This window comes from Corallococcus exercitus, from assembly GCF_042231735.1.
GTDB lineage: Bacteria > Myxococcota > Myxococcia > Myxococcales > Myxococcaceae > Corallococcus > Corallococcus exercitus_B.
Window position 1 is genome coordinate 7,127,618 of the sequence record NZ_CP102577.1, and the last position, 26,401, is coordinate 7,154,018.

General features: G+C 69.4%; 20 protein-coding genes. 13 read left to right on the top strand and 7 right to left on the bottom strand.

The window, feature by feature from the left end:
• The first annotated feature begins 27 nt into the window (after positions 1-27).
• Positions 28-1,446, top strand: coding sequence for a sigma-54-dependent transcriptional regulator (locus NR792_RS28610; RefSeq protein ID WP_375755872.1), 1,419 nt, complete (start codon positions 28-30; stop codon positions 1,444-1,446).
• Positions 1,447-1,634: 188 nt separating this feature from the next.
• Entirely contained in the window at positions 1,635-2,945 is a 1,311-nt protein-coding gene (locus NR792_RS28615) for a PAS domain-containing sensor histidine kinase (protein ID WP_375761706.1), read from the top strand.
• Here NR792_RS28615 and NR792_RS28620 read toward each other — a convergent pair.
• From NR792_RS28620 to NR792_RS28640, 5 genes are all read right to left on the bottom strand, one after another.
• Positions 2,914-3,423: a hypothetical protein gene (locus NR792_RS28620; protein WP_375755873.1), complete on the bottom strand. Its 510-nt coding sequence runs from the start codon at positions 3,421-3,423 to the stop codon at positions 2,914-2,916. The genes NR792_RS28615 and NR792_RS28620 overlap by 32 nt on opposite strands.
• Before the next feature lie 144 nt (positions 3,424-3,567).
• Positions 3,568-4,851 (bottom strand): hypothetical protein, encoded by a 1,284-nt coding sequence (locus NR792_RS28625; protein ID WP_375755874.1) that lies wholly within the window; start codon positions 4,849-4,851, stop codon positions 3,568-3,570.
• Between the two features lies 1 nt (position 4,852).
• Entirely contained in the window at positions 4,853-7,633 is a 2,781-nt protein-coding gene (locus NR792_RS28630) for a TonB-dependent receptor domain-containing protein (protein WP_375755875.1), read from the bottom strand.
• 205 nt (positions 7,634-7,838) lie between these two features.
• A complete protein-coding gene (locus NR792_RS28635) occupies positions 7,839-9,122 on the bottom strand; it encodes a hypothetical protein (RefSeq protein WP_375755876.1) in 1,284 nt (427 codons plus the stop codon).
• A gap of 1 nt (position 9,123) precedes the next feature.
• On the bottom strand, positions 9,124-11,898 hold the full coding sequence (locus tag NR792_RS28640; protein ID WP_375755877.1) for a TonB-dependent receptor domain-containing protein: 2,775 nt from the start codon (positions 11,896-11,898) through the stop codon (positions 9,124-9,126).
• Between the two features lie 411 nt (positions 11,899-12,309).
• Here NR792_RS28640 and NR792_RS28645 point away from each other — a divergent pair, with 411 nt between their 5' ends.
• The 11 genes from NR792_RS28645 (at position 12,310) to NR792_RS28695 (ending at position 24,781) form a co-directional block, all read left to right on the top strand.
• A complete protein-coding gene (locus NR792_RS28645; RefSeq protein ID WP_375755878.1) occupies positions 12,310-13,419 on the top strand; it encodes a GRAS family protein in 1,110 nt (369 codons plus the stop codon).
• Positions 13,416-13,907 carry a CinA family protein gene (locus NR792_RS28650; protein WP_375755879.1) on the top strand — a complete coding sequence of 164 codons (492 nt, stop codon included), beginning with the start codon at positions 13,416-13,418 and terminating at the stop codon, positions 13,905-13,907. The genes NR792_RS28645 and NR792_RS28650 overlap by 4 nt, the downstream gene beginning before the upstream one ends.
• A gap of 84 nt (positions 13,908-13,991) precedes the next feature.
• A complete protein-coding gene (locus tag NR792_RS28655) occupies positions 13,992-14,393 on the top strand; it encodes a hypothetical protein (RefSeq protein ID WP_375755880.1) in 402 nt (133 codons plus the stop codon).
• Positions 14,394-14,405: 12 nt separating this feature from the next.
• On the top strand, positions 14,406-15,731 hold the full coding sequence (locus NR792_RS28660) for an AHH domain-containing protein (protein WP_375755881.1): 1,326 nt from the start codon (positions 14,406-14,408) through the stop codon (positions 15,729-15,731).
• A 48-nt stretch (positions 15,732-15,779) separates the two neighbouring features.
• Complete coding sequence (locus NR792_RS28665) at positions 15,780-16,988, top strand: imm11 family protein (protein WP_375761707.1); 1,209 nt, start codon at positions 15,780-15,782, stop codon at positions 16,986-16,988.
• 23 nt (positions 16,989-17,011) lie between these two features.
• Positions 17,012-18,337 (top strand): AHH domain-containing protein, encoded by a 1,326-nt coding sequence (locus NR792_RS28670; protein WP_375755882.1) that lies wholly within the window; start codon positions 17,012-17,014, stop codon positions 18,335-18,337.
• Positions 18,338-18,349: 12 nt separating this feature from the next.
• Positions 18,350-19,579, top strand: coding sequence for an imm11 family protein (locus tag NR792_RS28675; RefSeq protein WP_375755883.1), 1,230 nt, complete (start codon positions 18,350-18,352; stop codon positions 19,577-19,579).
• 23 nt (positions 19,580-19,602) lie between these two features.
• Positions 19,603-20,928: an AHH domain-containing protein gene (locus NR792_RS28680; protein ID WP_375755884.1), complete on the top strand. Its 1,326-nt coding sequence runs from the start codon at positions 19,603-19,605 to the stop codon at positions 20,926-20,928.
• 48 nt (positions 20,929-20,976) lie between these two features.
• Positions 20,977-22,185: an imm11 family protein gene (locus NR792_RS28685; RefSeq protein ID WP_375761707.1), complete on the top strand. Its 1,209-nt coding sequence runs from the start codon at positions 20,977-20,979 to the stop codon at positions 22,183-22,185.
• 23 nt (positions 22,186-22,208) lie between these two features.
• The gene (locus tag NR792_RS28690) at positions 22,209-23,534 is read left to right on the top strand and encodes an AHH domain-containing protein (RefSeq protein WP_375755885.1); all 1,326 of its coding nucleotides are present in this window, start codon (positions 22,209-22,211) and stop codon (positions 23,532-23,534) included.
• A gap of 161 nt (positions 23,535-23,695) precedes the next feature.
• A complete protein-coding gene (locus tag NR792_RS28695; RefSeq protein WP_375755886.1) occupies positions 23,696-24,781 on the top strand; it encodes an imm11 family protein in 1,086 nt (361 codons plus the stop codon).
• On the opposite strand, the gene NR792_RS28700 is transcribed toward NR792_RS28695, so the two are convergent.
• Positions 24,782-25,408 (bottom strand): hypothetical protein, encoded by a 627-nt coding sequence (locus NR792_RS28700; RefSeq protein ID WP_375755887.1) that lies wholly within the window; start codon positions 25,406-25,408, stop codon positions 24,782-24,784. It lies immediately after the preceding gene.
• Positions 25,408-26,331 carry a fatty acid desaturase family protein gene (locus tag NR792_RS28705; protein WP_375755888.1) on the bottom strand — a complete coding sequence of 308 codons (924 nt, stop codon included), beginning with the start codon at positions 26,329-26,331 and terminating at the stop codon, positions 25,408-25,410. The genes NR792_RS28700 and NR792_RS28705 overlap by 1 nt, the downstream gene beginning before the upstream one ends.
• Between the last annotated feature and the right edge of the window lie 70 nt (positions 26,332-26,401).

Genomic DNA, 26,401 nt, shown 5'->3' on the forward strand with positions numbered 1-26,401 from the left:
TCCCTCTTTCTGGCACAGTTCCGCCCCGTGGTGTCCCCCGTGTCCGAACCCGCCGCCTCCTCTCCGCGCCCCACCCGCGTCCTCGTCGCCGACGACCAGCCGGACGTGCTGGAGGCGCTGCGGCTGCTGCTCAAGCGCGACGGCTACACGGTGGTGAGCGCGCAGTCCCCCGCGGGCGTGAAGGCCACGCTGGACGCGGAGGACGTGGACCTGGTGTTGATGGACATGAACTACGCGCGCGACACGACGTCCGGGCGCGAGGGCCTGGACCTGCTGGGCGAGCTGCGCGCGCGGGACGCGCTGCTGCCCGTGGTGGTGATGACGGCGTGGGGCAGCGTGGAGGGCGCGGTGGAGGCCATGCGCCTGGGGGCTCGCGACTACGTGCAGAAGCCCTGGGACAACACGCGGCTGCTGGCCACGCTGCGCACGCAGCTGGAGCTGTCCCGGGCGCTGCGGCGCAGCCGGCGGCTGGAGGAGGAGAACCAGCACCTGCGCCGCGAGCAGGGCGGCAACTCCCCAATGGTGGGCGAGTCGCGCGCGATGCAGCCGGTGCGCCGGCTCATCGAGCGGGTGGCGCCGTCCTCGGCGCCGGTGCTGGTGACGGGCGAGCACGGCACGGGCAAGGAGGTGGTGGCGCGGCTGCTCCACGCGGCGAGCCCGCGCGCGGACCGGCCCTTCGTCGCGGTGAACTCCGGCGGCCTGTCCGAGGGCGTCTTCGAGAGCGAGCTCTTCGGTCACGTGAAGGGCGCCTTCACGGACGCGAAGACGGACCGCATCGGCTGCTTCGAGCTGGCGGACGGCGGCACGCTCTTCCTGGATGAGATTGGGAACATGCCGCTCACGCAGCAGGCGAAGCTGCTGCGGGTGCTGCAGACGGGGGAGCTGCACCCGGTGGGCTCGTCGCGGACGCGGCGGGTGGACGTGCGCGTGGTGAGCGCGACGAACGTGGACCTGGGCCGGGCGGTGGTGGAGGGGCGGTTTCGCGAGGACCTGCTCTACCGGCTCAACACGGTGGAGGTGCAGCTGCCGCCGCTGAGGGAGCGGCGCGAGGACATCCCGTTGCTCGCGGCGCACTTCCTGGCGGCGCAGGGCCAGCGCTACGGGCGTCCCCACATCCACCTGGCGCCGGGAGCGCTGGAGGCGCTGCTCGCGTATCCCTGGCCGGGCAACGTGCGCGAGCTGGAGCACGCGGTGGAGCGCGCGCTGCTGATGGCGGTGGGGGACCGGGTGGAGGCGGAGGACCTGCTGCTCAAGAGGGCAGGGCCCGCGAGCGGGGGGGCCACGCGGCTGGAGGAGATGACGCTGGAGGAGGTGGAGCGCTACCTGATTGAGCGCGCCCTCGGCCGGCACGACGGCAACGTGAGCGAAGCGGCGAAGGCGCTGGGCCTGTCGCGCAGCGCGCTCTACCGGCGCCTCCAGTACTACGGCATCAAGGGCGCCAGGTGAAACGCAGCCCCCCGGCACCGCACGACCCGGGCGTCACGACGCACGAGGATGAGCGGCAGGCGCGGGCACCGCACGCTCCAATCGCCACGACGCACGAGGAGGAGCGGCCTGCACCCCCGGCGCACGACTCGCGCATCACGACGCACGCGCGCGTACAGAAGGCGCCGGTGCCGCACGACCTGCGCGTGATGTGGCTCGCGGTCCTCGCGGGACTGCCCGCGGTCATCGTGTCGCTCGCGCTGCTGTGGACGGGGGACTTCACCGCGAAGGTGCGCTGGACGCTGTCCGTGCTCGTGGTGGGCTTCCTCGTCGGAGCCTGTCTGGCCGTCCGTGAGCGCGTCGCGCGGTCCCTGCACACCGTCGCGGGGCTGCTCGCGGCGCTGCGCGAAGGGGACTACTCCGTGCGCGGCCGGGGCGGACGCGTGGGGGACCCCCTGGGGGAGGTGATGCTGGAGGTCAACGCCCTGAGCGCCACCCTGCGCGAGCAGCGCCTGGGCGCGCTGGAGGCCGGCGCGCTGCTGGGCCAGGTGATGGAGGCCATCGACGTCGCCGTGCTCGCCTTCGACGCCTCCGGCACGCTCAAGCTGGTGAACCGCGCGGGCGCCCGGCTCGTGGGCCTGCCGCGCGCGCAGCTCCTGGGCCAGCGCGCGGAAGCCCTCGGCTGGGGCGAGCTGCTGGAAGGCCCCGCCCCCCGCCGCCTCACGCGCGTCTTCGCGCAGCAGGACGGCGGCCCCTACGAGCTGTGGCGAGGCACCTTCCGCGAGGGCGGCCAGCCCCACCAACTGGTCGTGCTCACCGACCTGCGTCTGGCATTGCGCGAGGAGGAGCGCGAAGCCTGGCGCCGGCTGGTCCGCGTGCTCAGCCACGAGATCAACAACTCCCTCACCCCCATCCAATCCATCGCGGACGCCCTCCGGGACACCGTCGCCCAGGTGCCGCGCCCCGCGGACTGGGAGGAGGACACCCGTCACGGGCTGGGCATCATCGCCCGCCGGGCGGAAGCCCTGTCGCGCTTCATGTCCGCCCACGCGCGGCTCGCGCGCCTGCCCCCGCCCACCCTGGGGGCCGTCGAGGTGGAGCCCTGGGTGCGGCGCGTGGTGGCCCTGGAGCCGCGCCGCCCCGTGGCCGTGCGCCCCGGCCCCGTCCTCACCGTGTCCGGAGACGGAGACCAGCTGGACCAACTCCTCATCAACCTGGTGCGCAACGCCGTGGACGCGGTCCTGTCGGAAGGGGGCTCGGGCGGTGTCTGGGTTTCCTGGGCGGTGCACGCGCCCGGCGCCGTGGAGGTCTGGGTGGAGGACGAGGGCCCCGGCCTCGCGGACACCGCGAACCTCTTCGTGCCCTTCTTCACCACCAAGCCGCAGGGCAATGGCATTGGCCTGGCGCTCAGCCGGCAGATCGCCGAAGCCCACGGCGGCAGCCTGCGCCTGGAGAACCGCACCGACGGCCGGGGCTGCCGGGCGAGGCTCAGGCTCCCGCTGGACGCTCCGCGCCCGTGAAGTCCTTCTTGGCGGACGCGGGCTCGGGAGCGGCGGGAACGGCGTCGGGTTCGGGGACCGGCGCGGCCAGCCGGTAGAGCAGCGCCGTCGCCGCCCAGAAGAACAGCACGCTGAAGCCCACGTGGATCCACCCCGCCCCGTACCCCTGCTGGAGCGAGCGAGGCAGCGCCTCCCCCATGACGAAGCCGCCCAGCCACTGGCCCAGCCAGCACAGCGCCGTCACCCACAGCACGCGCTGCCACGACGCCACCCGCGTGCCCCCCAGGGCATACCGGTGCAGGGCCCACAACACCCCCACCGCGCAGCCCCACAGGGCCAGGCGTGTCAGCGACAGCCCCTGGTGCACAGGACCTGACGGGTTGAGCTCCAGCACCCCGAAGGCCGGCGCCAGGATGAGCACCTGCACCAGCAACACCCGGCGCACCCGCTCCGTCAGTCCCTTGAGGAGCTGCCCATACGTCCAGGTCAGCGCAATCATGGGGCCCTCCCTCGGGCACGAATGAGCGGAGCTGCACGAGAAGAACGGCTCAGCCTTTATTTCTTGATTAATTGGGTTGGACTGGACTCCCGGGCTTCATCCCACCCAAGCAATCTCCGGGGGTTGGAGGGACTCCCGCAATGACTATTCAAAGATGGACAGCTCGGAGAGGGTATAGAACTCAGCGGGTGGGGCGCTGCCGTCGTAGATAAGGGATTCCACGGACAGCCGCACGAAGCGCACGGGCCCGGTGCTGGACAGGGGCACGTCCTGGAAGACCGGCTCCTGGACGCCCAGGGCGAGCAGCCCGTCTCCATAGGGAGAATCTCCCCCGGCCGCCTCGGTGTAGAAGCCGAACCGTGAATCGCGCAGGTTGCGCTCCAGCGCGCTCATGTCCCGCAGCAGGACGCGCGCCAGCGGTTGCCATTGCTCCGCGTCCGCGCTGCCCTCCAGGACGAGCCAATCCTTGCCACCCCCACCCTGAAGGTATTTCAACCCACGCACCACTGCCCTGCGGGGCAGGCCGGGCTGGGGCAGGGTGATGACGACGCTGTGGAAGCGGGGGTCGGCCTCCTCCTTCCAGAAGTCCACGGGGGTGAGCAGGCCATCCGTCCATGGACAGACATCCGGGAAGGACGGCTCGCACGTCGCGCCGCGGCTCAAGGGGCGCAGCGTCCCCGCGGGCAGCGGCTCGGCGCCGGTGCGCCACTCCTGCCGGAAGTCCACGGAGCTGGACTCGCCCCCCAGCGGGGAGAACAGCCACGTGCCCACGCTGGCGGCGCGCAGCTGCACCTGGGGCGCGGCGAAGTCCTCCAGCACGTACGGGCTGGGAGTCCATGGGGAGACCGTGCCGTTCTGGCGCCAGAGCAGCCCGTCGCCGGCCGTGACCCAGAGCAGGGGCACGGGGTCGGTGGGCAGCAGGGGGATGAACGTCCCGTCCTCGGCGAGCAGGTCCAGCGTCCGCGCCGTCTCCGGCAGCGGGGGCGCCGGGGGCGCGGGCGGGAAGGCCACGGTGGGGCCCTGCTCGCTGGTGCCCACGAGCGGGTGGGCATCCCAGGGCTGGAGCGTGGGCAGCTCCACGTCGTCCTGCATGTAGAACGACAGGAAGGTCCCGCTGCCGTCCGCCTCCAGCGGCAACGCCGCCCGCAGCCGGTGGAGGGCCCGGGAGTAGACCTTGTCGATGACGACGTCCCCGGAGAGCAGCTCGAGGCTGTAGTCGCCGGAGGACTCGGTGGTGGCGGTGCCGAACGGCTGGAAGACGTCCTCCCCTTCCTCCATGCGCTCGATGGGCAGCGTGAAGCCCGCGCGCGGCGTGCCGTCCCGCTGGAGCACGCGGCCGTAGGCGAAGATGGGGTCCTCGGGATAGCGCTCGCAGCCCGCGGTGGCGAAGGCCAGGAGCCCCAGGGAGGTGACGAGTGCGCGTCGCATGTCAGTAGGTCGCCTTGAGCCCGAAGAGGGGGAGGATGACGGGGATGCGGACGGGGGAGCGCACGGGGCGGACGTCCTTGTGGGGAGAGCCCTCGTAGTCGCCGCCCTCGAAGCGGTAGTCGTAGGCCACCACCTCCTGCTGCGCGGAGAGGTTGAGCACGTCGAGCGACGCATCCAGGGTGAAGTCCTGGTAGGCCCACGACTTCGCGATGCGCGCATCCACGCGGAAGAACGACGACAGCCGCTGCGTGCGGTCCAGGTCCTGCCGCACCCATTCGTTCATGCCGTTGCCGTCCGTCACCCAGCGCTGCGTCTGCGAGGTGATCTGCCCCGTCTCCGGGCGGCCGGTGTTGAAGTGCACCACCGTGCCCACGGTCCAGTTGTTGCCGAACTTGTAGCTGAGCGCGGCGTTGAGCGTGTGCGCCTGCTCGAACGCGAAGGGCAGCGTGCCCTCCACCGTCTCCAGCACCCGGTTGTCGTCGCCGATGCGGGCGAAGCGCGCCTTCCGCTTGCTCTGCAGGAAGCTGTAGGACACCCAGCCGAACCAGTTGCGGCCCAGTGGATGGCGGGCCATCAGGTCGAAGCCGTAGGCGTAGCCGGTGGTGGCGGGGTCCTCGCCCAGGCCGCCCCGTCGCCGGCGGTTCTCCGCCACGTCCACCAGGTCGAACTCCACGGCGCGGGACAGCGGGTTGAAGTACGCGTCCGCGCTCAACTCCAATCCCTCGAAGGCCTTCCACTCCGCGCCCACGTCGAACTGCGCGCCGGACTGGAGACCGTAGCGCAGGCCCGCGGTGTCGATGGCGGGCACGTGCACGAGCACGGTGGGAGGCTGGTGGAACAGACCCGCGCCGCCCTTGAGCGTGAGGGTGTCCGTCAGCGAGTGGCGCACGGACAGACGCGGCTCCACCGCGGTGAAGGTCATGCCCGGCACCAGGTGGTACGCGTCCACGCGCAGGCCCGGCGTCACCACCCAGCGGTCCGACGGCTTCCAGGTCGCGGATGCGTACGCGCCGGAGAAGGTGGCCAGCGCGCTGGGCCGCTTGAGCGGATCCGCGTCGTCAGAAGGGCGCCAACCCGGAGGCCGCGCGGTGCCGATGAGCGTGGTGGCGGAGCGGCGGTGCTCCACGTCCGCGCCCACGGCCAGGTCCAGCGAGGACGTCAGCGCGCGGCGCCACCCCGCGCGAGCGGCGAGGCTCACCTGGCTCAGCCCGTACTCGCCCACCTTCTCTCGGGCCAGGGTGCCACCGGTGTCCCGCGTCTGCTCGCCGTTGAGGCCCAGGCCGTCCCAGCCCAGGGTGACGCCGAGCTCGCCCTCGCCGTCCGCCACGGGGTGCGTGCCGCGCAGGTCGATGCGGTGGAAGCGCGACACGACGCCGCCGCCATCCGCCCCCACTTCCATCGTCGGCGAGATGCCCACGTCATCGGAGCTGCCCAGTGCGAACAGGCGCAGGCGGCCCCGGCCCACCTTCTGCTCGACGCGCGCCTGGTAATCCCAGAAGCCCGCGTGCAGCTGCTCCACCTCCTCGCTCTGGAAGGCATTGGCCGCCAGCGAGATGAGCAGCGCGGAGTAGCTGAAGCGGCCCGCCAGCGTGACGCTGGTGCCGGTGGACTCGAAGGGCTGCTCGATGAAGCCGCCCGCGTTGAGCAGGTCCGCGTACGCGGTGAAGTGCAGCCGGTCCTCGCGAGGACGGCTGAGGCGTCCCTCCACCGCGCCGCCCAGCACGCGGCCGTACTGCACCGGCGGCGAGCCTGGATAGAAGTCCACGGTGTCGATGAAGTCCGGGTGCACCACCGCGGGCCCGAGCAGCAGGTGGTACAGCATCGGGATGCGCACGCCGTCCAGGAAGAAGCCCGTCGCCGCGGGCTGGCTGCCGCGCACCACCGGGTAGCTGATGCCTGACGCGAGGCTGCCCACGCCCGGCATCAGCATCACCACGCGGAACGGGTCGCCGAGTGTGCCGGGCACCTCGCGGATCTCCTGCTCATGCAGGCTGATGCGGGTGACCTCCGTGCGGGGACGTTCGTCGCGCACGACCGTCTCGTAGGGATTCACCTCACGAGGCTGGAGCCGATAGACGACCTGAAGTGTCTGACCTTGCGTCAGCGTTTCATTGAACGTCGTCGTCTCATGGCCCGGTGCGCGGATCTCCAGCGAGTGCGCGCCCGGGGGCACGTCCAGCGCGAAGCGGCCCTGCGCGTCCGTGGTGGCTGCGGGCTGGAGCGCGCCGTCCAGGAAGAGGGCGGCATCCACCAGGGGCCTGCGTGTCCCTCGTGCGCGCACCTCGCCGGTGAGGCGCGTGGTGGAGGCGGGGACCTGCACGGGTGGCGTGAAGCGGTAGACGAACGGCAGGCGCACCGCCACGGGAGTGCCGCCCAGCGTGGCCGGGGTGAAGCGCAATCCGGGTGCGGCGGCGAGCGCCGCGTCGGTGAGGCGGGCTTCCGCGGCGGCGCGCACCACCTTCGCTTCCGCGACGCGGCCCTCCACGTCCACCAGCAGCTCCAGCTCCACCTCGCCCGGCGTGCCCTCCAGTCCTTCGGGCCACGCGGCGGGCGCGTCGGTGGTGAGGCCGGGGGGCACGAGCGTCGTGTCACCCGCGTCGGCGGAGAGGCCCAGGCGCGCGGCGTCCTCGGCGGAGAGGGCCTGGCCCGCGTCGGTGGCATGGACGTCCACCTCCACGGCGCGAGGCTCGCTGGTGCCAGAGGGGACGCCCTGCGCGCGGGCGGTCGCGCCGGACAGCAGCACGAGGGCCAGCACCAGGGGGACGGCACGGGGGAGGGACATGGGCGGGCGCTTCAACACCGGACCCCTACGAAACTGTCACTCGCATTCATCGGGTTCTGTCACGGGCGTCCGAAGCTTCCCCGGCCCGGAGCGGAAGTCGGCGCATGAAACCATACGGCGGGGGCGCCCGTTTCGGGTGGGTGTTTTCACGCGGAGGCCCGGGCCCGCCGTGCATCCGCGCACAACCCGTCCCAGCTCCAAGGGACTACTCGAAGATGGACAGCTCGGAGAGGGTCTGGAGCTCCGTGGGTTGGGGGGAGCCGAAGTAGTCAATGGACTCCACGGAGAGCCGCACGAAGCGCACGGACTCCGTGGTGGTGAGGGGCACGTCCTGGAAGACCGGCGCCTTCCTGCCCAGGGGAAGCGACCCATCGCCGTAAGGGGAGTCGCCGGTCGGCTGGACGTTGTATCCGAACTGGGTGTCGAGCAGGGTGCGCTCCAGCGGGGTCAGGTCATGGATCGTGACGCGCGCCAGGGATTGCCACTGCGTACCGTCCGCGCTGCCCTCCAGGACGAGCCAATCCCTGCCCTCCGGTCCCGGCACGTAGCTCAGCCCACGCACCACCGCGCGGCGGGGCACGCCCGGCTGAGGCAGGGTGATGACGGCGTGCTTGATCCGTGGAGTTCTTGGCGCCTGGGGGAAGTCCACGAGCGTGAGCAGGCCATCCGTCCATGGACAGACACCGGGGAAGACCGGCTCGCACGTCGCGCCGCGGCTCCAGGGGCGCAGCGTCCCCGCGGGCAGCGGTTCGGCGCCGGTGCGCCACTCCAGCCGGAACTCCAGGGAGCTCATCTCGCTGACCAGCGGAGAGTAGATCCACGTGCCGGAGCTGGCGGCGCGCAGCCGGACCTGGGGCTGGGCGAAGTCCTCCAGGACGTACGGACCCGGCGTCCACGGGGAGGTCTTCCCCTCCTGGCGCCAGAGCAGCTCGCCGCCGGACGTGACCCACAGCAGGGGCACCGGGTCGGTGGGCAGGACGGGGATGAAGCCCCCGGTGGTCGTGTCCTCTATATCCATCGTGGCCGCCGTCGCCGGCTGGGCAGGCGGAGGGGGCGCGGGTGGGAAGGCCACGCTGGGACCCTGCTCCCCGATGCTCACGGCCGGGTGCGCGTCCCAGGGCTGGAGCGTGGGCAGCTCCACGTCGTCCTGGAAGATGAACGACACGAAGGCGCCGCTGCCATCCGCCTCCAGGGGCAGCGATATGTTGATCCGGTTCATGTCCCGAAAGGCATACGTATCGGTGACGGCCTCGCCGTAGAGCAGCTCCAGGATGAACTCGCCGGACGGCTCGGGGGTGACGGTGCCGAAGGGGTGGAAGACCCGGGTTTGATTATCGATGCGCTGGACGTCCAGCGGCTCGCCGGAGTGCGGGGTGCCGTCCCGCCGGAGCGCGCGGCCGTACGCGAAGACAGGGTCCTCGGGATAGCGCTGGCAGCCGGTGGTGGCCGAGACCAGGAGCGCCAGGGAGGTGACGAGTGCGCGTCGCATGTCAGTAGGTCGCCTTGAAACCAAGGAGGGGGAGGATGACGGGGATGCGGATGGGGGCCCGGGTGGGCTGGGGCTTCTGGGGCACCGAGCCGCTGAACTCGGACTCGAGGCGGTACTCGTAGGCCACCACCTCCTGCTGCGCGGAGAGGTTGAGCACGTCGAGCGACGCATCCAGCGTGAAGTCCTGGTAGGCCCACGACTTCGCGATGCGCGCGTCCACACGGAAGAACGGCGCCAGCCGCTGCGTGCGGTCCAAATCCTGCCGCACCCACTGGGACGAGCCATCCGGATTCGTCACCCAGCGCTGCGTCTGCGAGGTGATCTGCCCCGTCTCCGGGCGGCCGGTGTTGAAGTGCACCACCGTGCCCACGGTCCAGTTGTTGCCGAACTTGTAGCTGAGCGCGGCGTTGAGCGTGTGCGCCTGCTCGAACGCGAAGGGCAGCGTGCCCTCCACTGTTTCCATCACATGGTTGTCATCGCCAATGCGGGCGAAGCGTGCCTTCCGCTTGCTCTGCAGGAAGCTGTAGGACACCCAGCCGAACCAGTGGCGGCCCAGCGGGTGACGGGCCATCAGGTCGAAGCCGTAGGCGTAGCCGGTGGTGGCCGGGTCCTCGCGCACTGCGCCCCGGCGGCGCCGGTTCTCCACCACGTCCACCAGGTCGAACTCCACCGCGCGAGACAGCGGGTTGAAGAAGGCATCCGCGCTCAGCTCCAGCCCCTCGAAGGCCTTCCACTCCGCGCCCACGTCGAACTGCGCGCCGGACTGGAGGCCGTAGCGGAGGCTCGCGGTGTCGAAGGCGGGCACGTGCACGAGCACGGTGGGAGGTTGGTGGAACAGACCCGCGCCGCCCTTGAGTGTGAGGGTGTCCGTCAGCGTGTGGCGTACGGACAGGCGAGGCTCCACGGCGGTGAAGGTCATGCCCGGCACCAGGTGGTACGCGTCCACGCGCAGGCCCGGCGTCACCGTCCAGCTCTCGAACGGCTTCCAGGTCGCGGAGGCATACGCGCCGGAGAAGGTGGCCAGCGCGCTGGGGCGCTTGAGTGGATCCGCTTCATCGGTGGGGCGCCAGCCCGGAGGATTCGCGTTGCCGGTGAGGGTGGTGGCGGAGCGGCGATGCTCCACGTCCGCGCCCACGGCGAGCTCCAGCGAGGACGTCAGCGCGCGACGCCATCCCGCGCGAGCGGAGAGGCTCACCTGTCGCATCCCGTACTCGCCCACCTTCTCACGGAAGAGCGTGCCACTGGCATCGCTCCGCATCTCCTCGCCGGTGAGGCCCAGGCCGTCCCAGCCCAGGGTGACGCCGAGCTCGCCCTCGCCCTCCGCCACGGGGTGCGTGCCGCGCAGGTCGATGCGGTGGAAGCGCGACACGACGCCGGCCCCTTCCGCCTTCCTGCGCGGCTCCGGCGCGATGCCCGCGTCGTCGGAGCTGCCGAGCGCGAACAGGCGCAGGCGGCCCCGGCCCACCTTCTGCTCGACGCGCGCCTGGTAGTCCCAGAAGCCCGCGTGCACCTGGTCCACGCCTGACAGGACCTGGGTCGCCAGCGAGAGGAGCAGCGCGGAGTAGCTGAAGCGGCCCGCGAGGCTGACGCTGGTACCGGTGGATTCAAAGGGCTGCTCGATGAAGCCGCCCGCGTTGAGCAGGTCCGCGTACGCGGTGAAGTGCAGCCGGTCCTCGCGAGGACGGCTGAGGCGTCCCTCCACCACGCCGCCCAGCATGCGGCCGTACTGCACCGGCGGAGCGCCCGGATAGAAGTCCACGGTGTCGATGAAGTCCGGGTGCACCACCGCGGGCCCGAGCAGCAGGTGGTACAGCATTGGGATGCGCACGCCATCCAGGAAGAAGCCCGTGGCGGCGGGCTGGCTGCCGCGCACCACCGGGTAGCTGATGCCTGACGCGAGGCTGCCCACGCCCGGCATCAGCATCACCACGCGGAACGGGTCGCCGAGTGTGCCGGGCACCTCGCGGATCTCCTGCTCATGCAGGCTGATGCGGGTGACCTCCGTGCGGGGACGTTCGTCGCGCACCACCGTCTCGTAGGGGTTCACCTCACGAGGCTGGAGCCGATAGACGACCTGAAGTGTCTGACCTTGCGTCAGCGTCTCATTGAAAGCCGTCGTCTCATGGCCCGGGGCGCGGACCTCCAGCGAGTGCGCGCCCGGGGGCACGTCCAGCGCGAAGCGGCCCTGCGCGTCCGTGGTGGTGGCGGGCTGGAGCGCGCCGTCCAGGAAGAGGGCGGCATCCACCAGGGGCCGCCGTGTGCCGCGTGCGCGCACCTCGCCGGTGAGGCGCGTGGTGGAGGCGGGGACCTGCACGGGTGGCGTGAAGCGGTAGACGAACGGCAGGCGCACCGCCACGGGAGTGCCGCCCAGCGTGGCCGGGGTGAAGCGCAATCCGGGTGCGGCGGCGAGCGCCGCGTCGGTGAGGCGGGCTTCCGCGGCGGCGCGAGTCACCTTCACTTCCGCGACGCGGCCCTCCACGTCCACCAGCAGCTCCAGCTCCACCTCGCCCGGCGTGCCCTCCAGTCCTTCGGGCCACGCGGCGGGCGCGTCGGTGGTGAGGCCGGGGGGCACGAGCGTCGTGTCACCCGCGTCGGCGGAGAGGCCCAGGCGCGCGGCGTCCTCGGCGGAGAGGGCCTGGCCTGCGTCGGTGGCGTGGACGTCCACCTCCACGGCGCGAGGCTCACTGGTGCCAGAGGGGACACCCTGCGCGCGGGCGGTCGCGCCGGACAGCAGCACGAGGGCCAGCACCAGGGGGACGGCATGAGGGAGGGACATGGGCGGGCGCTTCAGCACGGGACACCTCCCAGGCTGTGACCCGGGTTGATCCCGGAGGGCCCTGCCGCGACGCGGGCACCGCATGCACACATTGACTTGATCCCTGGCGTCCGAGGCTTCCCCGGCCAATTCCGGAAGTCGGTTCGCGATAGGCATACGTCCCGGGAGGGGAATCCCGGCTGTGCCTTCTGACGCGGAGTCTCCGGGCTCCCACATCCGGAGGGATTCGTCCTCGCCAGTCCCTGCCACTCCCCCCGCTCCGCGCCAGTCCGTCCGTGGGGGCCGGCACGCTGTGCACACGCGCACGGCCCCGTGTCCCGAGGTGCCGCCCCCTGGAGCCGCGACAAGAGCGGTCGTTACACTTTTTCATGTCGAGCAGAAGCCACGGCCACGGCTTCGCGGGGAGGTCGCATGCGCACGCCGAAGGACGAACTGCTGCTCCGGGCGATGGACCATGCGTTGTCAGCGCGAACGGTGGCGGCGGTGGAGGCGCTGGCCGAGCTCTATCGGTTGCTGGACGCGGAGCGCATCCCCGAGGACGAGAACTACGCCGTCTTCGCCACCGCGTTGTCGCGCAGGTTGGAAGGTGCGACAGGGGCGCTGCATCCGTACCGGGCCTCGGAGGTGGACGGAGGCGCGCCGCAGATTGAGTTGTTCCGGCGGTTGATGAAGCACCTGCCGCTGGCGTCCGCGGCGGACGCGGTGGCGAACGCGCTGCTCGCGGACTTCCTGCGGGGACACGCGGAGGCGACGCTGCTGGACGTGGGCATCGGGCAGGGGCGGCAGGAGTGCAACCTGCTGCGAGCGCTGGCGAAGGCGGGCGCGCTGCCCCGGCACCTGACGGTGGTGGGCGTGGACCCCAGCGGCACGAGCCTGGTGGAGGCGCGCGACGCGGTGCTGGCGGTGGCGGAGGAGGTGGGCCTGTCGCTGGAGTTCGTGAAGCTGGAGTCGCCGGTGGAGGACCTGGACGCGGCGACGTGGGCGGCGCTGCGAGGCGTGAAGCGGCCGCTGGTGGTGAACGCGGCGTTCGCGCTGCACCACGTGGCGGAGAAGGAGACGTCGGGCATGGAGGCGCGCGACGCGGTGCTCTCACGGCTGTCGTCGCTGGGGCCGGTGGGGGTGGTGCTGTGCGAGCCCCACGTGGATCACCACCGCGCCCCGGCGCGTGAGCGGTTGATCAACGCATGGCATCACTTCTCCCGCGTGTTCCAGTTGCTGGATACGCTGGAGGTGCCGGGCGCGGAGCGGCGCGCCATCAAGCGGTTCTTCGGCCGGGAGGTAGACGACATCGTGGGCACGGTGAATGAGTCGGAGCGGTGCGAGCGCCATGAGCCGGCCACGGCCTGGTGGGAGCGGTTGCAGCGCGCGGGCTTCACGTCGCGACGCGGGGTGGCGGAAGTGCGCCCGGGTGAGGTGCACCCGGCGGTGGGGCTGTATGTGGAGGAAGGCACGGTGGGCATCACCTTCCGGGGTGACGTGCTGGTGTCGGTGCTGGCGGCGGTGCCGAGGGAGGGCGCGTGAGCGAACTGGAGGCGTTGGCGCCGCAAGTCATTGCGAGGTGCCGGGAGGCAGGGGTGCGGCTGGTGTTGGCGGAGGCGTGCACGGGCGGGCTGCTGGCCGCGGCGCTGACGGAGGTGCCGGGGGCGTCGGCGGTGGTGGAGCGCGGGTTCGTGCCGTACTCGAACGAGTCGAAGGGCGAGCAGCTGGGAGTGCCGCTGGCGCTGTTGCAGGCGCACGGGTCGGTGAGCGCGGAGGCGGTGGGCGCGATGGCGGCGGGGGCGCTGGAGCGCTCGTGGGCGGACTGGGCGGTGGCGGAGACGGGCATCGCGGGGCCCGGGGGAGGGACGGAGGCGAAGCCGGTGGGGCTGGTGTTCATCGCGGTGCAGCGTCGCGGAAAGGCGGCGGTGGTGGAGCGTCACCGGTTTGAAGGGGACCGGCGGCAGGTGCGGAGGCAGGCGGTGGTTCGCGGGTTGACCCTCCTTCTGGAGCAGCTCGACGTGGAGTCCTGAATAGGGGGCTCATCCCTCCGGACGTTGGCACGTTGACGCCGGATGGGAGAGAAGGGTCGACGCAGTCTCACGAAGGGGGCCTCGATGTATCGAATCGACGTGGACCGAGCGGAATCCATCGTGAGCTTCGCGCTGGAGGGCTACATCCGGCTGGAGGAGATGGAGCGGTTCGTGGTGGACCTGCGCGCCGCGACGGACGAGGTGGCGGGGCAGCCCATCAAGATTGAAGCGGACCTGCGCACGTTCCGGCCGGCGTCGCCGGAGGCCGCGGACCTCATCAAGCGGGTGCAGGAGTACGGGCTGCGCTCGGGGGTGACGCGGGTGGCGGAGTTGGTGCAGAACCAGATCGTCGCGTTGCAGTTGAACCGGGTGGCCTCCGGAAGCGGGACGGACAAGATCCTCCGCCGCTTCTGGCAGGAGTCCGCGGCGCGAACCTGGCTGAAGCACGGAGACACGGAGGAGCTGGGAGTAGCGCTGCAGGGCTGAGCGAGCCCGGACATGCCAGCGCGCTGGCTGTGCGTGCTGTGGGCGCTGTTCGCGACGGGCTGCGCGACGTCACGGACGTGGCGGCTGGACACGGGAGAAGGCCGGGCGCGTGAGTACACGCCGCGCACGGACACGCGGCCCGTGGCGCTGGACGGAGACACCTTCGAGGAGACGGTACGAGCGCTGGCGCGCGATGCGCCGGTGTCGGTGCAGCCCAGGAGGGAAGCACTCCGGTTGTTGAATCCCAGAGAGGAGCGTCCGCGAGCCTCGCTGGGCGTCGTCTCCGTGGTGGACCCGAGGCAGGGCCGCGTCCGCGTAGCGCAGGGTGGCACGGAGTTGGAGGCCGCCTACGGACGCTGGTGCGTGCGCAAGCGGCTGTCCGGGGACTGCCTGCACCTGTTGGACAGGAGCCTGACGCTGGATGAGGAGGGCAAGCGGACGCTGGCCTTCCGCATCGCGTTGGACTCGGTGTGGGAAGAGACGGCCGAAGCCCTGGAGGGGATGGTGGACCCCGAGGCAACGGTGACGCTGCTGGTGATGACGGGAGCGGTGTACTTCAGCCTGTGGCTGGTACCGGAGCCGCTGCTGACGAAGGGAGTGGCCGCGACGCTGACGGTGGCGCTGATTGCGTACCTGGGCTGGGACACGGTGTGGAGTCTCATCCAGGGCTGGAGGGTGCTGGCGGCGGAGGTGAAGGAAGCGCGGACGTTCGACGGCCTCCGGGACGCAGGAGAGAAGTACGGCGAGGTGATGGGCAAGCAGGCGGCACGGGCCTTCGTGATGCTGGCAATGGCGGCGCTGGGAGGCACGGCACAGACGCTGGCGACGAGGGTTGCAACGCTGCCCGGCTCGGCACAGGCCGCGCTGGTAGGAGCGGAGCAAGGAGGCTTCCGGCTGGTGGCCGCGGCGGAAGTCTCAGCGGTCGCGGTGTCCGCGAGTGGCGAAGTGACCATCGCGCTGGCGCCCAACGCGGTAGCGATGTCCGCCAAGGGGCCGAACGTCCCGGTGCCGGTCGAAGTCCGCGTGCACCACATCGCCACGAACAAGTGGTGGGAAGCGACGCGCGATGGTGGCCCATGGTCACCCAAGTTCCAGGAACTCTTCGACCGTGCGGGGATGTCCCTGGATGACGAGGTGAACACGGTCCGTGTCCGGGGGCATCAAGGTCCGCATCCTCGGGAGTACCATGAAGAAGTCTACACCAGGCTGAGTGACGCTTTAGGGCGGTGTCGAACCATCGTGAGCTGTAGGGATGCGTTGGTAGAGGAACTCCAAATCCTGGGCGGGCAGATCTCCAAACAGAACACCCGGCTCAACTTGCTTGTCACCCAACCCTGACGCACAGGAAGGCTGATTCCGATGCGGTACTTCAAGCTTCTCGACGACATGGAATTGAATGATCGCTGGTTGCCGGGTGAGGCCACGAATGCTCAGGGGCAGGAAATTGATGACATCTGGCAGTTCGCGGATGGATGCCCGATTCAGTTCCATGAGCGTGTTCGGATTCCCATCAGTCATCCGGGAAGGATCGTCGACTTCTCCGTGACGAGTGTCGGTGGTGCGCCTGTTGTGCATCGGAGAGTCGCGAGCGTGTTCACGGAGTTGGCACCTGACGAGGTCCAGGTCATCCCGGTTGATGTCGACGGACAATCGGAGCCCTACTTCATCCTCGTCGCGACACGGACCATTCGATGCATTGATGATCAGCAGTCCGCGGAGGTGCTGTACTGGAAGCCCGAAGATGGGCGGCCGGAGAAGGTTGGGAGATACAGGTCGGTCATGGGCATGCGCATCGACCCGACGAAGGTGGGCAACGCGAAGGTCTTCCGTCCCTGGGGCTGGACTGGCGTGCTCATCGTCTCCGAGGACATCAAGGATGCGTTGGAGCGCTCGGGCGCTACGGGGATGGCGTTCAGGGCAGTCACGGGCCCCAGCGAAGTCAGCCCCGAGCAGCGTGAACACAACCGCAAGCTCCAGGCCCTCTACGAACGGTCCACGACGCCCCGCGAAGCCTTCTGGCACACGCTGGGCACCATGGACGACAACTTCGTCATCCCCATCGTTGTCGGAGGCGGCTGGCCTGCGAGGAGCGAGATCTGGCGCGTCATCCACCGCCCCAACGGGCGCACCCTCTTCGTGACAGATGGCCTCTCCAACTTCTTCGCTGACAAAGCGGAACCCTCCGTGGGCTTCGGCCTGGAGCTCGCGCTCGAGACCGATGAGGCCGTGGAGAACGTGGCGAAGAGCTGGCAGCAGCTCCTGCTGGAGCGCATCGCCAACGAGCTCGTGGGCCACGAACACCTGCGTGAACCCGCGAGGACCGGCATCCTCTCCATGGAAGTGGACGGAGAGCGCATGCCCGAACCCCTCCTGACCAAGGACGGCCGCGTCGCCGTGCTCCTGGGCATGGACACGCCCACGCTCCCCAGTCACTTCACGATGCCGGACGGACAGGTCCGGCTCGTCACCGTGAAGACGCTGATGCCCCGGGAGCTCACGTACCTGCTGGAGCATGGCCGCGAGGAGCTGCTCCACCGCTTCAACCAGTCCCCCCCCGGCCACCTGTCCAAAGCCTGGCGCCAGTCCGTCGTGTAGCAGCCGAACCCAGGAGGCAGTTCATGCCGCTGCGCTGGCTGTGCGTGCTGTGGATGCTGCTGGCTACGGGCTGCGCGACGTCACGGACGTGGCGGCTGGACACGGGAGAAGGCCGGGCGCGTGAGTACACGCCGCGCACGGACACGCGGCCCGTGGCGCTGGACGGAGACACCTTCGAGGAGGCAGTGCGGACGCTGGCACGCGATGCGCCGGTGTCGGTGCACCCCCGGAGGGAAGCACTCCGGCTGTTGAATCCCAGAGAGGAGCGTCCGCGAGCCTCGCTGGGCGTCGTGTCCGTGGAGGACCCGAGGCAGGGCCGCGTCCGCGTAGCGCAAGGAGGCACGGAGCTGGAGGCCGCCTACGGACGCTGGTGCGTGCGCAAGCGGCTGTCCGGAGACTGCCTGCACCTGTTGGACAGGAGCCTGACGCTGGATGAGGAGGGCAAGCGGACGCTGGCCTTCCGCATCGCGTTGGACTCGGTGTGGGAGGAGACGGCCGAAGCCCTGGAGGGGATGGTGGACCCCGAGGCAACGGTGACGCTGCTGGTGATGACGGGAGCGGTGTACTTCAGCCTGTGGCTGGTACCGGAGCCACTGCTGACGAAGGGAGTGGCGGCGACACTGACGGTGGCGCTGATTGCGTACCTGGGCTGGGACACGGTGTGGAGTCTCATCCAGGGCTGGAGGGTGCTGGCGGCGGAGGTGAAGGAAGCGCGGACGTTCGACGGCCTCCGGGACGCGGGAGAGAAGTACGGCGAGGTGATGGGCAAGCAGGCCGCGCGGGCTTTCGTGATGCTGGCAATGGCGGCGCTGGGAAGCACGGCGCAGACGCTGGCGACGAGGGTGGCAACGCTGCCCGGTTCGGCACAGGCCGCGCTGGTAGGAGCGGAGCAAGGAGGCTTCCGGCTGGTGGCCGCGGCGGAAGTCTCAGCGGTCGCGGTGTCCGCGAGTGGGGAAGTGACTATCGCACTGGCGCCCAACGCGGTGGCGATGTCCGCCAAGGGGCCAAACGTCCCGGCTCCCGTCGAAGTCCGCGTGCACCACATCGCCACGAACAAGTGGTGGGAAGCGACGCGCGATGGCGGCCCCTGGTCGCCCAGGTTTCAGGAACTCTTCGATCGTGCGGGCATGTCTTTGGATGACGAATTGAACACGGTCCGTGTTCCCGGACATAAGGGCCCGCATCCTCGGGAGTACCATGAGGCCATCCTCAAGAGATTGAAGACGGGCTTGGGAAGATGTCAGAGCATCGCCCAATGTCGAAGCGCCCTGACGAGGGAACTCCAGAATTTGGGACGGGAGATTCTGCGGCAAGGCACAGACCTTCATGACTGGGTTGTTCGCAACTGAGAGATGGAGCCGATGATGATGCGGTACTTCGAGTTGCTGGACGACATGGACATCCAGGATCGCTGGCTGCCAGGCGAGGCGACGAACTCCCAGGGGCAGGAGATCGACGACATCTGGCAGTTCGCGGATGGATGTCCTGTCCAGCTCAAGGAGCACCTCCAGATTCCCATCTCTCATCCAGGCGCGCTCCTGGATTACGCGACGACGAGCGTGGGTGGGACCCCTGTTGTTCACCGGCGGGTCGCGAACATCTTCAGCGAACTGGCACCGAATGACGTGCAGGTCATTCCTGTCGAGGTTGAGGGGCAGACCGAGCCGTACTTCATCCTCGTCGCGACACGGAACATCCGATGTATCGATGATGAGCGCTCCGGCGAGGTTCAGCTCTGGCATCCGGAAGATGGACAACCCGACAAGGTGGGAATGTATCGGGCTGTCTCCCGCATGCGCATCGACCCGGCGAAAGTCGGCGATGCCAAGGTCTTCCGACCCTGGGGATGGACCGTTGCGCTGATCGTCTCCGAGGACATCAAAGATGCAGTGGAGCGTGCCGGAGTCACGGGGATGAGGTTCGAGGAAGTCACGGGTCCCAGCCCTGTCAGCCCCGAGGAGCGTGAACACAACCGCAAGCTCCAGGCACTCTATGACCGGACCGAAACAGCCCGCACCGCCTTCTGGCGCACCCTGGGCACGCTGGATGAGAAGGCCATCCTCCCCATCGTCGTCGGAGGAGGCTGGCCCGCGAAGCGGCAGGTCTGGCGCCTCATCCACCGCGCCGAAGGGCGCACCCTCTTCGTGACGGACGGCCTCTCCGACTTCTTCGTGGAGGCCGCGGCGCCCTCCGTGGGTTTCGGTCTGGAACTCGCACTCGAAACAGACGAGCCCCAGGCCAGGTGGCCCGTGACGCTGCTGGAGCGCATCGCCAACGAGCTCGTGGGCCACGAACACCTGCGTGAACCCGCGAGGACCAGCCTCCTCTCCATGGAAGTGGACGGAGAGCGCATGCCCGAACCCCTCCTGACCAAGGACGGCCGCGTCGCCGTGCTCCTGGGCATGGACACCCCCACACTCCCCACCCACTTCACGATGCCGGACGGACAGGTCCGGCTCGTCACCGTGAAGACACTGATGCCCCGGGAGCTCACGTACCTGCTGGAGCATGGCCGCGAGGAGCTGCTCCACCGCTTCAACCAGTCCCACCCCGGTCACCTGTCCAAAGCCTGGCGCCAGTCCGTCGTGTAGCAGCCGAACCCAGGAGGCAGTTCATGCCGCTGCGCTCGCTGTGCGTGCTGTGGATGCTGCTGGCTACGGGCTGCGCGACGTCACGGACGTGGCGGCTGGACACGGGAGAAGGCCGGGCGCGTGAGTACACGCCGCGCACGGACACGCGGCCCGTGGCGCTGGACGGAGACACCTTCGAGGAGACGGTACGAGCGCTGGCGCGCGATGCGCCGGTGTCGGTGCAGCCCAGGAGGGAAGCACTCCGGCTATTGAATCCCAGAGAGGAGCGTCCGCGAGCCTCGCTGGGCGTCGTCTCCGTGGTGGACCCGAGGCAGGGCCGCGTCCGCGTAGCGCAGGGTGGCACGGAGTTGGAGGCCGCCTACGGACGCTGGTGCGTGCGCAAGCGGCTGTCCGGAGACTGCCTGCACCTGTTGGACAGGAGCCTGACGCTGGATGAGGAGGGCAAGCGGACGCTGGCCTTCAGAATCGCGTTGGACTCGGTGTGGGAGGAGACGGCTGAGGCCTTGGAGGGGATGGTGGACCCCGAGGCAACGGTGACGCTGCTGGTGATGACGGGCGCGGTGTACTTCAGCCTGTGGCTGGTGCCGGAGCCACTGCTGACGAAGGGAGTGGCGGCGACGCTGACGGTGGCACTGATTGCGTACCTGGGCTGGGACACGGTGTGGAGTCTCATCCAAGGGTGGAGGGTGCTGGCGGCGGAGGTGAAGGAAGCGGAGACGTTCGACGGCATCCGGGACGCGGGAGAGAAGTACGGCGAGGTGATGGGCAAGCAGGCGGCACGGGCCTTCGTGATGCTGGCGATGGCTGCGCTGGGAGGCACGGCACAGACGCTGGCGACGAGGGTTGCAACGCTGCCGGGCTCCGCGCAGGCCGCACTGGTGGGAGCGGAGCAGGGAGGCTTCCGGCTGGTGGCCGCGGCGGAAGTCTCAGCGGTCGCGGTGTCCGCGAGCGGCGAAGTGACCATCGCGCTGGCGCCCAACGCGGTAGCGATGTCCGCCAAGGGGCCGAACGTCCCGGTGCCGGTCGAAGTCCGCGTGCACCACATCGCCACGAACAAGTGGTGGGAAGCGACGCGCGATGGTGGCCCATGGTCACCCAAGTTCCAGGAACTCTTCGACCGTGCGGGGATGTCCCTGGATGACGAGGTGAACACGGTCCGTGTCCGGGGGCATCAAGGTCCGCATCCTCGGGAGTACCATGAAGAAGTCTACACCAGGCTGAGTGACGCTTTAGGGCGGTGTCGAACCATCGTGAGCTGTAGGGATGCGTTGGTAGAGGAACTCCAAATCCTGGGCGGGCAGATCTCCAAACAGAACACCCGGCTCAACTTGCTTGTCACCCAACCCTGACGCACAGGAAGGCTGATTCCGATGCGGTACTTCAAGCTTCTCGACGACATGGAATTGAATGATCGCTGGTTGCCGGGTGAGGCCACGAATGCTCAGGGGCAGGAAATTGATGACATCTGGCAGTTCGCGGATGGATGCCCGATTCAGTTCCATGAGCGTGTTCGGATTCCCATCAGTCATCCGGGAAGGATCGTCGACTTCTCCGTGACGAGTGTCGGTGGTGCGCCTGTTGTGCATCGGAGAGTCGCGAGCGTGTTCACGGAGTTGGCACCTGACGAGGTCCAGGTCATCCCGGTTGATGTCGACGGACAATCGGAGCCCTACTTCATCCTCGTCGCGACACGGACCATTCGATGCATTGATGATCAGCAGTCCGCGGAGGTGCTGTACTGGAAGCCCGAAGATGGGCGGCCGGAGAAGGTTGGGAGATACAGGTCGGTCATGGGCATGCGCATCGACCCGACGAAGGTGGGCAACGCGAAGGTCTTCCGTCCCTGGGGCTGGACTGGCGTGCTCATCGTCTCCGAGGACATCAAGGATGCGTTGGAGCGCTCGGGCGCTACGGGGATGGCGTTCAGGGCAGTCACGGGCCCCAGCGAAGTCAGCCCCGAGCAGCGTGAACACAACCGCAAGCTCCAGGCCCTCTACGAACGGTCCACGACGCCCCGCGAAGCCTTCTGGCACACGCTGGGCACCATGGACGACAACTTCGTCATCCCCATCGTTGTCGGAGGCGGCTGGCCTGCGAGGAGCGAGATCTGGCGCGTCATCCACCGCCCCAACGGGCGCACCCTCTTCGTGACAGATGGCCTCTCCAACTTCTTCGCTGACAAAGCGGAACCCTCCGTGGGCTTCGGCCTGGAGCTCGCGCTCGAGACCGATGAGGCCGTGGAGAACGTGGCGAAGAGCTGGCAGCAGCTCCTGCTGGAGCGCATCGCCAACGAGCTCGTGGGCCACGAACACCTGCGTGAACCCGCGAGGACCGGCATCCTCTCCATGGAAGTGGACGGAGAGCGCATGCCCGAACCCCTCCTGACCAAGGACGGCCGCGTCGCCGTGCTCCTGGGCATGGACACGCCCACGCTCCCCAGTCACTTCACGATGCCGGACGGACAGGTCCGGCTCGTCACCGTGAAGACGCTGATGCCCCGGGAGCTCACGTACCTGCTGGAGCACGGCCGCGAGGAGCTGCTCCACCGCTTCAACCAGTCCCCCCCCGGCCACCTGTCCAAGGCCTGGCGCCAGTCCGTGGTGTAGCAGCCGAAACCAGGAGGCAGTCCATGCCGCTGCGCTGGCTGTGCGTGCTGTGGGCGCTGTTCGCGACGGGCTGCGCGACGTCACGGACGCTGCGGCTGGACACGGGAGAGGGCCGGGCGCGTGAGTACACGCCGCGCACGGACACGCGGCCCGTGGCGCTGGACGGAGACACCTTCGAGGAGACAGTGCGGACGCTGGCGCGCGATGCGCCGGTGTCGGTGCAGCCCAGGAGGGAAGCACTCCGGTTGTTGAATCCCAGAGAGGAGCGTCCGCGGGCCTCGCTGGGCGTCGTCTCCGTGGTGGACCCAAGGCAGGGCCGCGTCCGCGTAGCGCAGGGTGGCACGGAACTGGAGGCCGCCTATGGACGCTGGTGCGTGCGCAAGCGGCTGTCCGGAGACTGCCTGCACCTGTTGGACAGGAGCCTGACGCTGGATGAGGAGGGCAAGCGGACGCTGGCCTTCCGCATCGCGTTGGACTCGGTGTGGGAAGAGACGGCCGAGGCCCTGGAGGGGATGGTGGACCCCGAGGCAACGGTGACGCTGCTGGTGATGACGGGAGCGGTGTACTTCAGCCTGTGGCTGGTACCGGAGCCACTGCTGACGAAGGGAGTGGCGGCGACACTGACGGTGGCGCTGATTGCGTACCTGGGCTGGGACACGGTGTGGAGTCTCATCCAGGGCTGGAGGGTGCTGGCGGCGGAGGTGAAGGAAGCGCGGACGTTCGACGGCCTCCGGGACGCGGGAGAGAAGTACGGCGAGGTGATGGGCAAGCAGGCCGCGCGGGCTTTCGTGATGCTGGCAATGGCGGCGCTGGGAAGCACGGCGCAGACGCTGGCGACGAGGGTGGCAACGCTGCCCGGTTCGGCACAGGCCGCGCTGGTAGGAGCGGAGCAAGGAGGCTTCCGGCTGGTGGCCGCGGCGGAAGTCTCAGCGGTCGCGGTGTCCGCGAGTGGCGAAGTGACCATCGCGCTGGCGCCCAACGCGGTCGCGATGTCCGCGAAGGGGCCGAACGTCCCGGCGCCCGTTGACGTCCACGAGCATCACATCGCCACGAACAAGTGGTGGGAGGCCACGCACAACGGCGGCCCGTGGTCGCCCCAGTTTCAGCGGTTCTTCGACCGGGCGGGGATGTCCCTGGACGATCCCGCGAACAAGGTTCGTGTCCCAGGCCACAAGGGTCCTCATCCCGAGGAGTACCACCGAAGAGTGGCCTCCCGGTTGAACGAAGCCATGGAAGACTGTGGCAGCATCCTGCAATGCCGCGAGGCGCTCACGAACGAACTCCGCCGGCTCGCCAGCGAGATCTTGGATACGGGCACCAAGCTCAACAAATGGGTCACGAAGTCATAGCCGGGCGGGAGGCCCTCGTGGCGATGCGGTACTTCGAGCTGATCGACGATGTGTATGCCCCCGATCGGTGGTCACTGGGGGATCCACTCGATGCGTCTGGCCGGGAGGTCGCCAATCCGTGGATGTTCAGGAAGGGTGAACCCGTCAGCCTGGATTCGCCCTTGAAGATCCCGGTCGACCATGCGGGTCAGTCATTGGACTTCACGCTGGCGGGCATCGGTCTGGCGCCCGTCATTCAGGCTGAAGCGGCAGCCATCCTGACCCGGCTCGCCCCGGACGATGTTCAGCTGCTCCCCGTGACGGTGGGTTCAGAGCCCGGACCTCACTTCCTCGTCAACGTGCTCCGTCTCGTCAGATGCATCGACGACGAGGCTTCGGAAGAGGTGCAGTACTGGAAGCCCGAGGATGGACGGCCGGAAAAGGTGGGGAAGTACAGGGACGTCTCCGGCCTGCGCATCGACCCGGCCAAGGTGGGTGACGCCAGGATATTCCGCACCTGGGGATGGACCGTTGCGCTCATCGTCGCCGAGGACATCAAGGAGGCGCTGGAGCAGGCGAACATCACAGGAGTGACGTTCAGGGAAGTCACGGGCCCCAGCGAGGTCAGCCCCGAGCAGCGTGAACACAACCGCAAGCTCCAGGCCCTCTACGACCGGACGGAAACAGCCCGCACCGCGTTCTGGCGCACCCTGGGCACGCTGGATGAGAAGGCCATCCTCCCCATCGTCGTCGGAGGAGGCTGGCCCGCGAAGCGGCAGGTCTGGCGCCTCATCCACCGCGCCGAAGGGCGCACCCTCTTCGTGACGGACGGCCTCTCCGACTTCTTCGTGGAGGCCGCGGCGCCCTCCGTGGGCTTCGGTCTGGAGCTCGCGCTGGAAACCGACGAGCCCCAGGCCAGGTGGCCCGTGACGCTGCTGGAGCGCATCGCCAACGAGCTCGTGGGCCACGAACACCTGCGTGAACCCGCGAGGACCAGCCTCCTCTCCATGGAAGTGGACGGAGAGCACATGCCCGAACCCCTCCTGACGAAAGACGGCCGCGTCGCCGTGCTCCTGGGCATGGACACGCCCACGCTCCCCACCCACTTCACGATGCCGGACGGACAGGTCCGGCTCGTCACCGTGAAGACACTGATGCCCCGGGAGCTCACGTACCTGCTGGAGCATGGCCGCGAGGAGCTGCTCCACCGCTTCAACCAGTCCCACCCCGGCCACCTGTCCAAAGCCTGGCGCCAGTCCGTGGTCTGATCACCGCATCCCGACCACCAGCCACACGGCCAGCGCCCCATACAGCGGCACGTTGAGCGCCAGCGTCAGCCGGTTGATGCGCCGGAACCGCGCCTGCTCCGCGTCCGCGAACCACACGCCGTCCTCGCCCGTGGTGCGTCCCTCCACGGCCTGATGGAACAGCGCCGCGTAGGCCACCTCCACCACCAGGGTCACCAGCACCAACCCCACGAGCGCCAGCGCCCAGACGTCACGCCCATCGAGCACCCCGGCCCACTTCTCCCCGGTGTACACGAGCCCCGCCCCCACCAGCGCGATGCACCCCAGGTCATGGCCCACGCCATACGGCGGCCGCCAGTTGCGCGACACGTAGAGCATGTAGAGCTCCGCGGCCCCGCGCAGCCACATGGACACCGCGAAGGCCCCCAGCACGATGCGCGCTTCCTCGGGCACGGCCGCATCCACCGCCACCAGCGGGCACACGAGGAACCAGAGGAACACCGCGTACAGCAGCCACGCCATCTTCGGCCCGGAGATGCGCCCGCCCCGGCCGCCCTGCGCGTTCTGCCGGCGCCGGAACATCACCGCCGCGCTCGCGCACGCCAGCAGCGCCAACCCCAACAACACCCGCGTCGACGAAGAGAGCATCAGTAGGAACGGGGCCGGGGATAGTGGTGGGGAAACCGCTCGACGTACCACGCGCGAAGCCGGGGCAGGTGCGTGAGGGACACCTGGGGATGCAGGTGATGCACCACGTGCATCCCCACATACCGGGGCGCCAATCCCAACCACCCCAGCCATCCCAGCCCATGGTCACGCGTGCACGCGAACACATCTTCCAACGTCCGTCCCCGCACGGGCGCGGCGGTGTGCTCCGCGAGCAGCCGGTGCGCGTTGAGCCCCGACGCCACCAGCAGCGGCACCGCATACCCCCACAGCACCGCGGAAGGCCACCGCACCGCCAGCGCCAGCACGCCCAGGTGGAACAGCACCTGCCCACCTTCCGCCCGGGCACACGCCGCCACCTCCGCGTCCCGCGTGAGCACGCGTCCGGAGCGGTCCTGCAGGAACGCGCGCGCATACGCCGTGCGCAGTGAAGGCAGCCCCCACGCGCACAGCCCCACGGGCCCGCGCAGCACCCAGCCGGGAATCACGCCCACGAGCAGCACCCATCGCCACGCCGTGCGCAGCCGGCCGCCGTCCGGAGGCTTGCGGTAGGGATCCGACGGGAGGCCCGCATCGCGGTGGTGTCGAAGATGGTGGTAGCGCATCGCCGCCAGCGTGGACGCGACCGGGTAGCCCGCGACGGCCTCCAGCAGACACAGTCTCCATTCGCGTGTTCGCGAAGACAGGTGGACCGCGTCATGAAGCAGCACGCCCAGCGCGTGCAGCCGTCCCGCGACGACGAGCACCGCCAGCGGCGCGAGCACCGGAGGAGCCCACGCCATGACCGCCCACCCCAAGGCCATCCCCGCCCACTCGACGGCCGCCAGGCGCAGCAGGCCCGAAGGCGTGGCCGGAACGAGCAGCTCGCGAGGCACCGCCGCGCGGCGAGGCAGGGAGGAGGACATCGGGCGCCAGGACTCCACGCATGGCCGCCGGACGCAAGCCCCGTGCGGATTGGACACCTGGAGACGGGCA

Bases quoted from the DNA above. Each gene is read 5' to 3' on its own strand.
- NR792_RS28615 (WP_375761706.1), top strand. From the start codon at position 1,635: ATGTGGCTCGCGGTCCTCGCGGGACTGCCCGCGGTCATCGTGTCGCTC.
- NR792_RS28620 (WP_375755873.1), bottom strand. From the start codon at position 3,423: ATGATTGCGCTGACCTGGACGTATGGGCAGCTCCTCAAGGGACTGACG.
- NR792_RS28625 (WP_375755874.1), bottom strand. From the start codon at position 4,851: ATGCGACGCGCACTCGTCACCTCCCTGGGGCTCCTGGCCTTCGCCACC.
- NR792_RS28630 (WP_375755875.1), bottom strand. From the start codon at position 7,633: ATGTCCCTCCCCCGTGCCGTCCCCCTGGTGCTGGCCCTCGTGCTGCTG.
- NR792_RS28635 (WP_375755876.1), bottom strand. From the start codon at position 9,122: ATGCGACGCGCACTCGTCACCTCCCTGGCGCTCCTGGTCTCGGCCACC.
- NR792_RS28640 (WP_375755877.1), bottom strand. From the start codon at position 11,898: ATGTCCCTCCCTCATGCCGTCCCCCTGGTGCTGGCCCTCGTGCTGCTG.
- NR792_RS28645 (WP_375755878.1), top strand. From the start codon at position 12,310: ATGCGCACGCCGAAGGACGAACTGCTGCTCCGGGCGATGGACCATGCG.
- NR792_RS28655 (WP_375755880.1), top strand. From the start codon at position 13,992: ATGTATCGAATCGACGTGGACCGAGCGGAATCCATCGTGAGCTTCGCG.
- NR792_RS28660 (WP_375755881.1), top strand. From the start codon at position 14,406: ATGCCAGCGCGCTGGCTGTGCGTGCTGTGGGCGCTGTTCGCGACGGGC.
- NR792_RS28665 (WP_375761707.1), top strand. From the start codon at position 15,780: ATGGAATTGAATGATCGCTGGTTGCCGGGTGAGGCCACGAATGCTCAG.
- NR792_RS28670 (WP_375755882.1), top strand. From the start codon at position 17,012: ATGCCGCTGCGCTGGCTGTGCGTGCTGTGGATGCTGCTGGCTACGGGC.
- NR792_RS28675 (WP_375755883.1), top strand. From the start codon at position 18,350: ATGATGATGCGGTACTTCGAGTTGCTGGACGACATGGACATCCAGGAT.
- NR792_RS28680 (WP_375755884.1), top strand. From the start codon at position 19,603: ATGCCGCTGCGCTCGCTGTGCGTGCTGTGGATGCTGCTGGCTACGGGC.
- NR792_RS28685 (WP_375761707.1), top strand. From the start codon at position 20,977: ATGGAATTGAATGATCGCTGGTTGCCGGGTGAGGCCACGAATGCTCAG.
- NR792_RS28690 (WP_375755885.1), top strand. From the start codon at position 22,209: ATGCCGCTGCGCTGGCTGTGCGTGCTGTGGGCGCTGTTCGCGACGGGC.
- NR792_RS28700 (WP_375755887.1), bottom strand. From the start codon at position 25,408: ATGCTCTCTTCGTCGACGCGGGTGTTGTTGGGGTTGGCGCTGCTGGCG.
- NR792_RS28705 (WP_375755888.1), bottom strand. From the start codon at position 26,331: ATGTCCTCCTCCCTGCCTCGCCGCGCGGCGGTGCCTCGCGAGCTGCTC.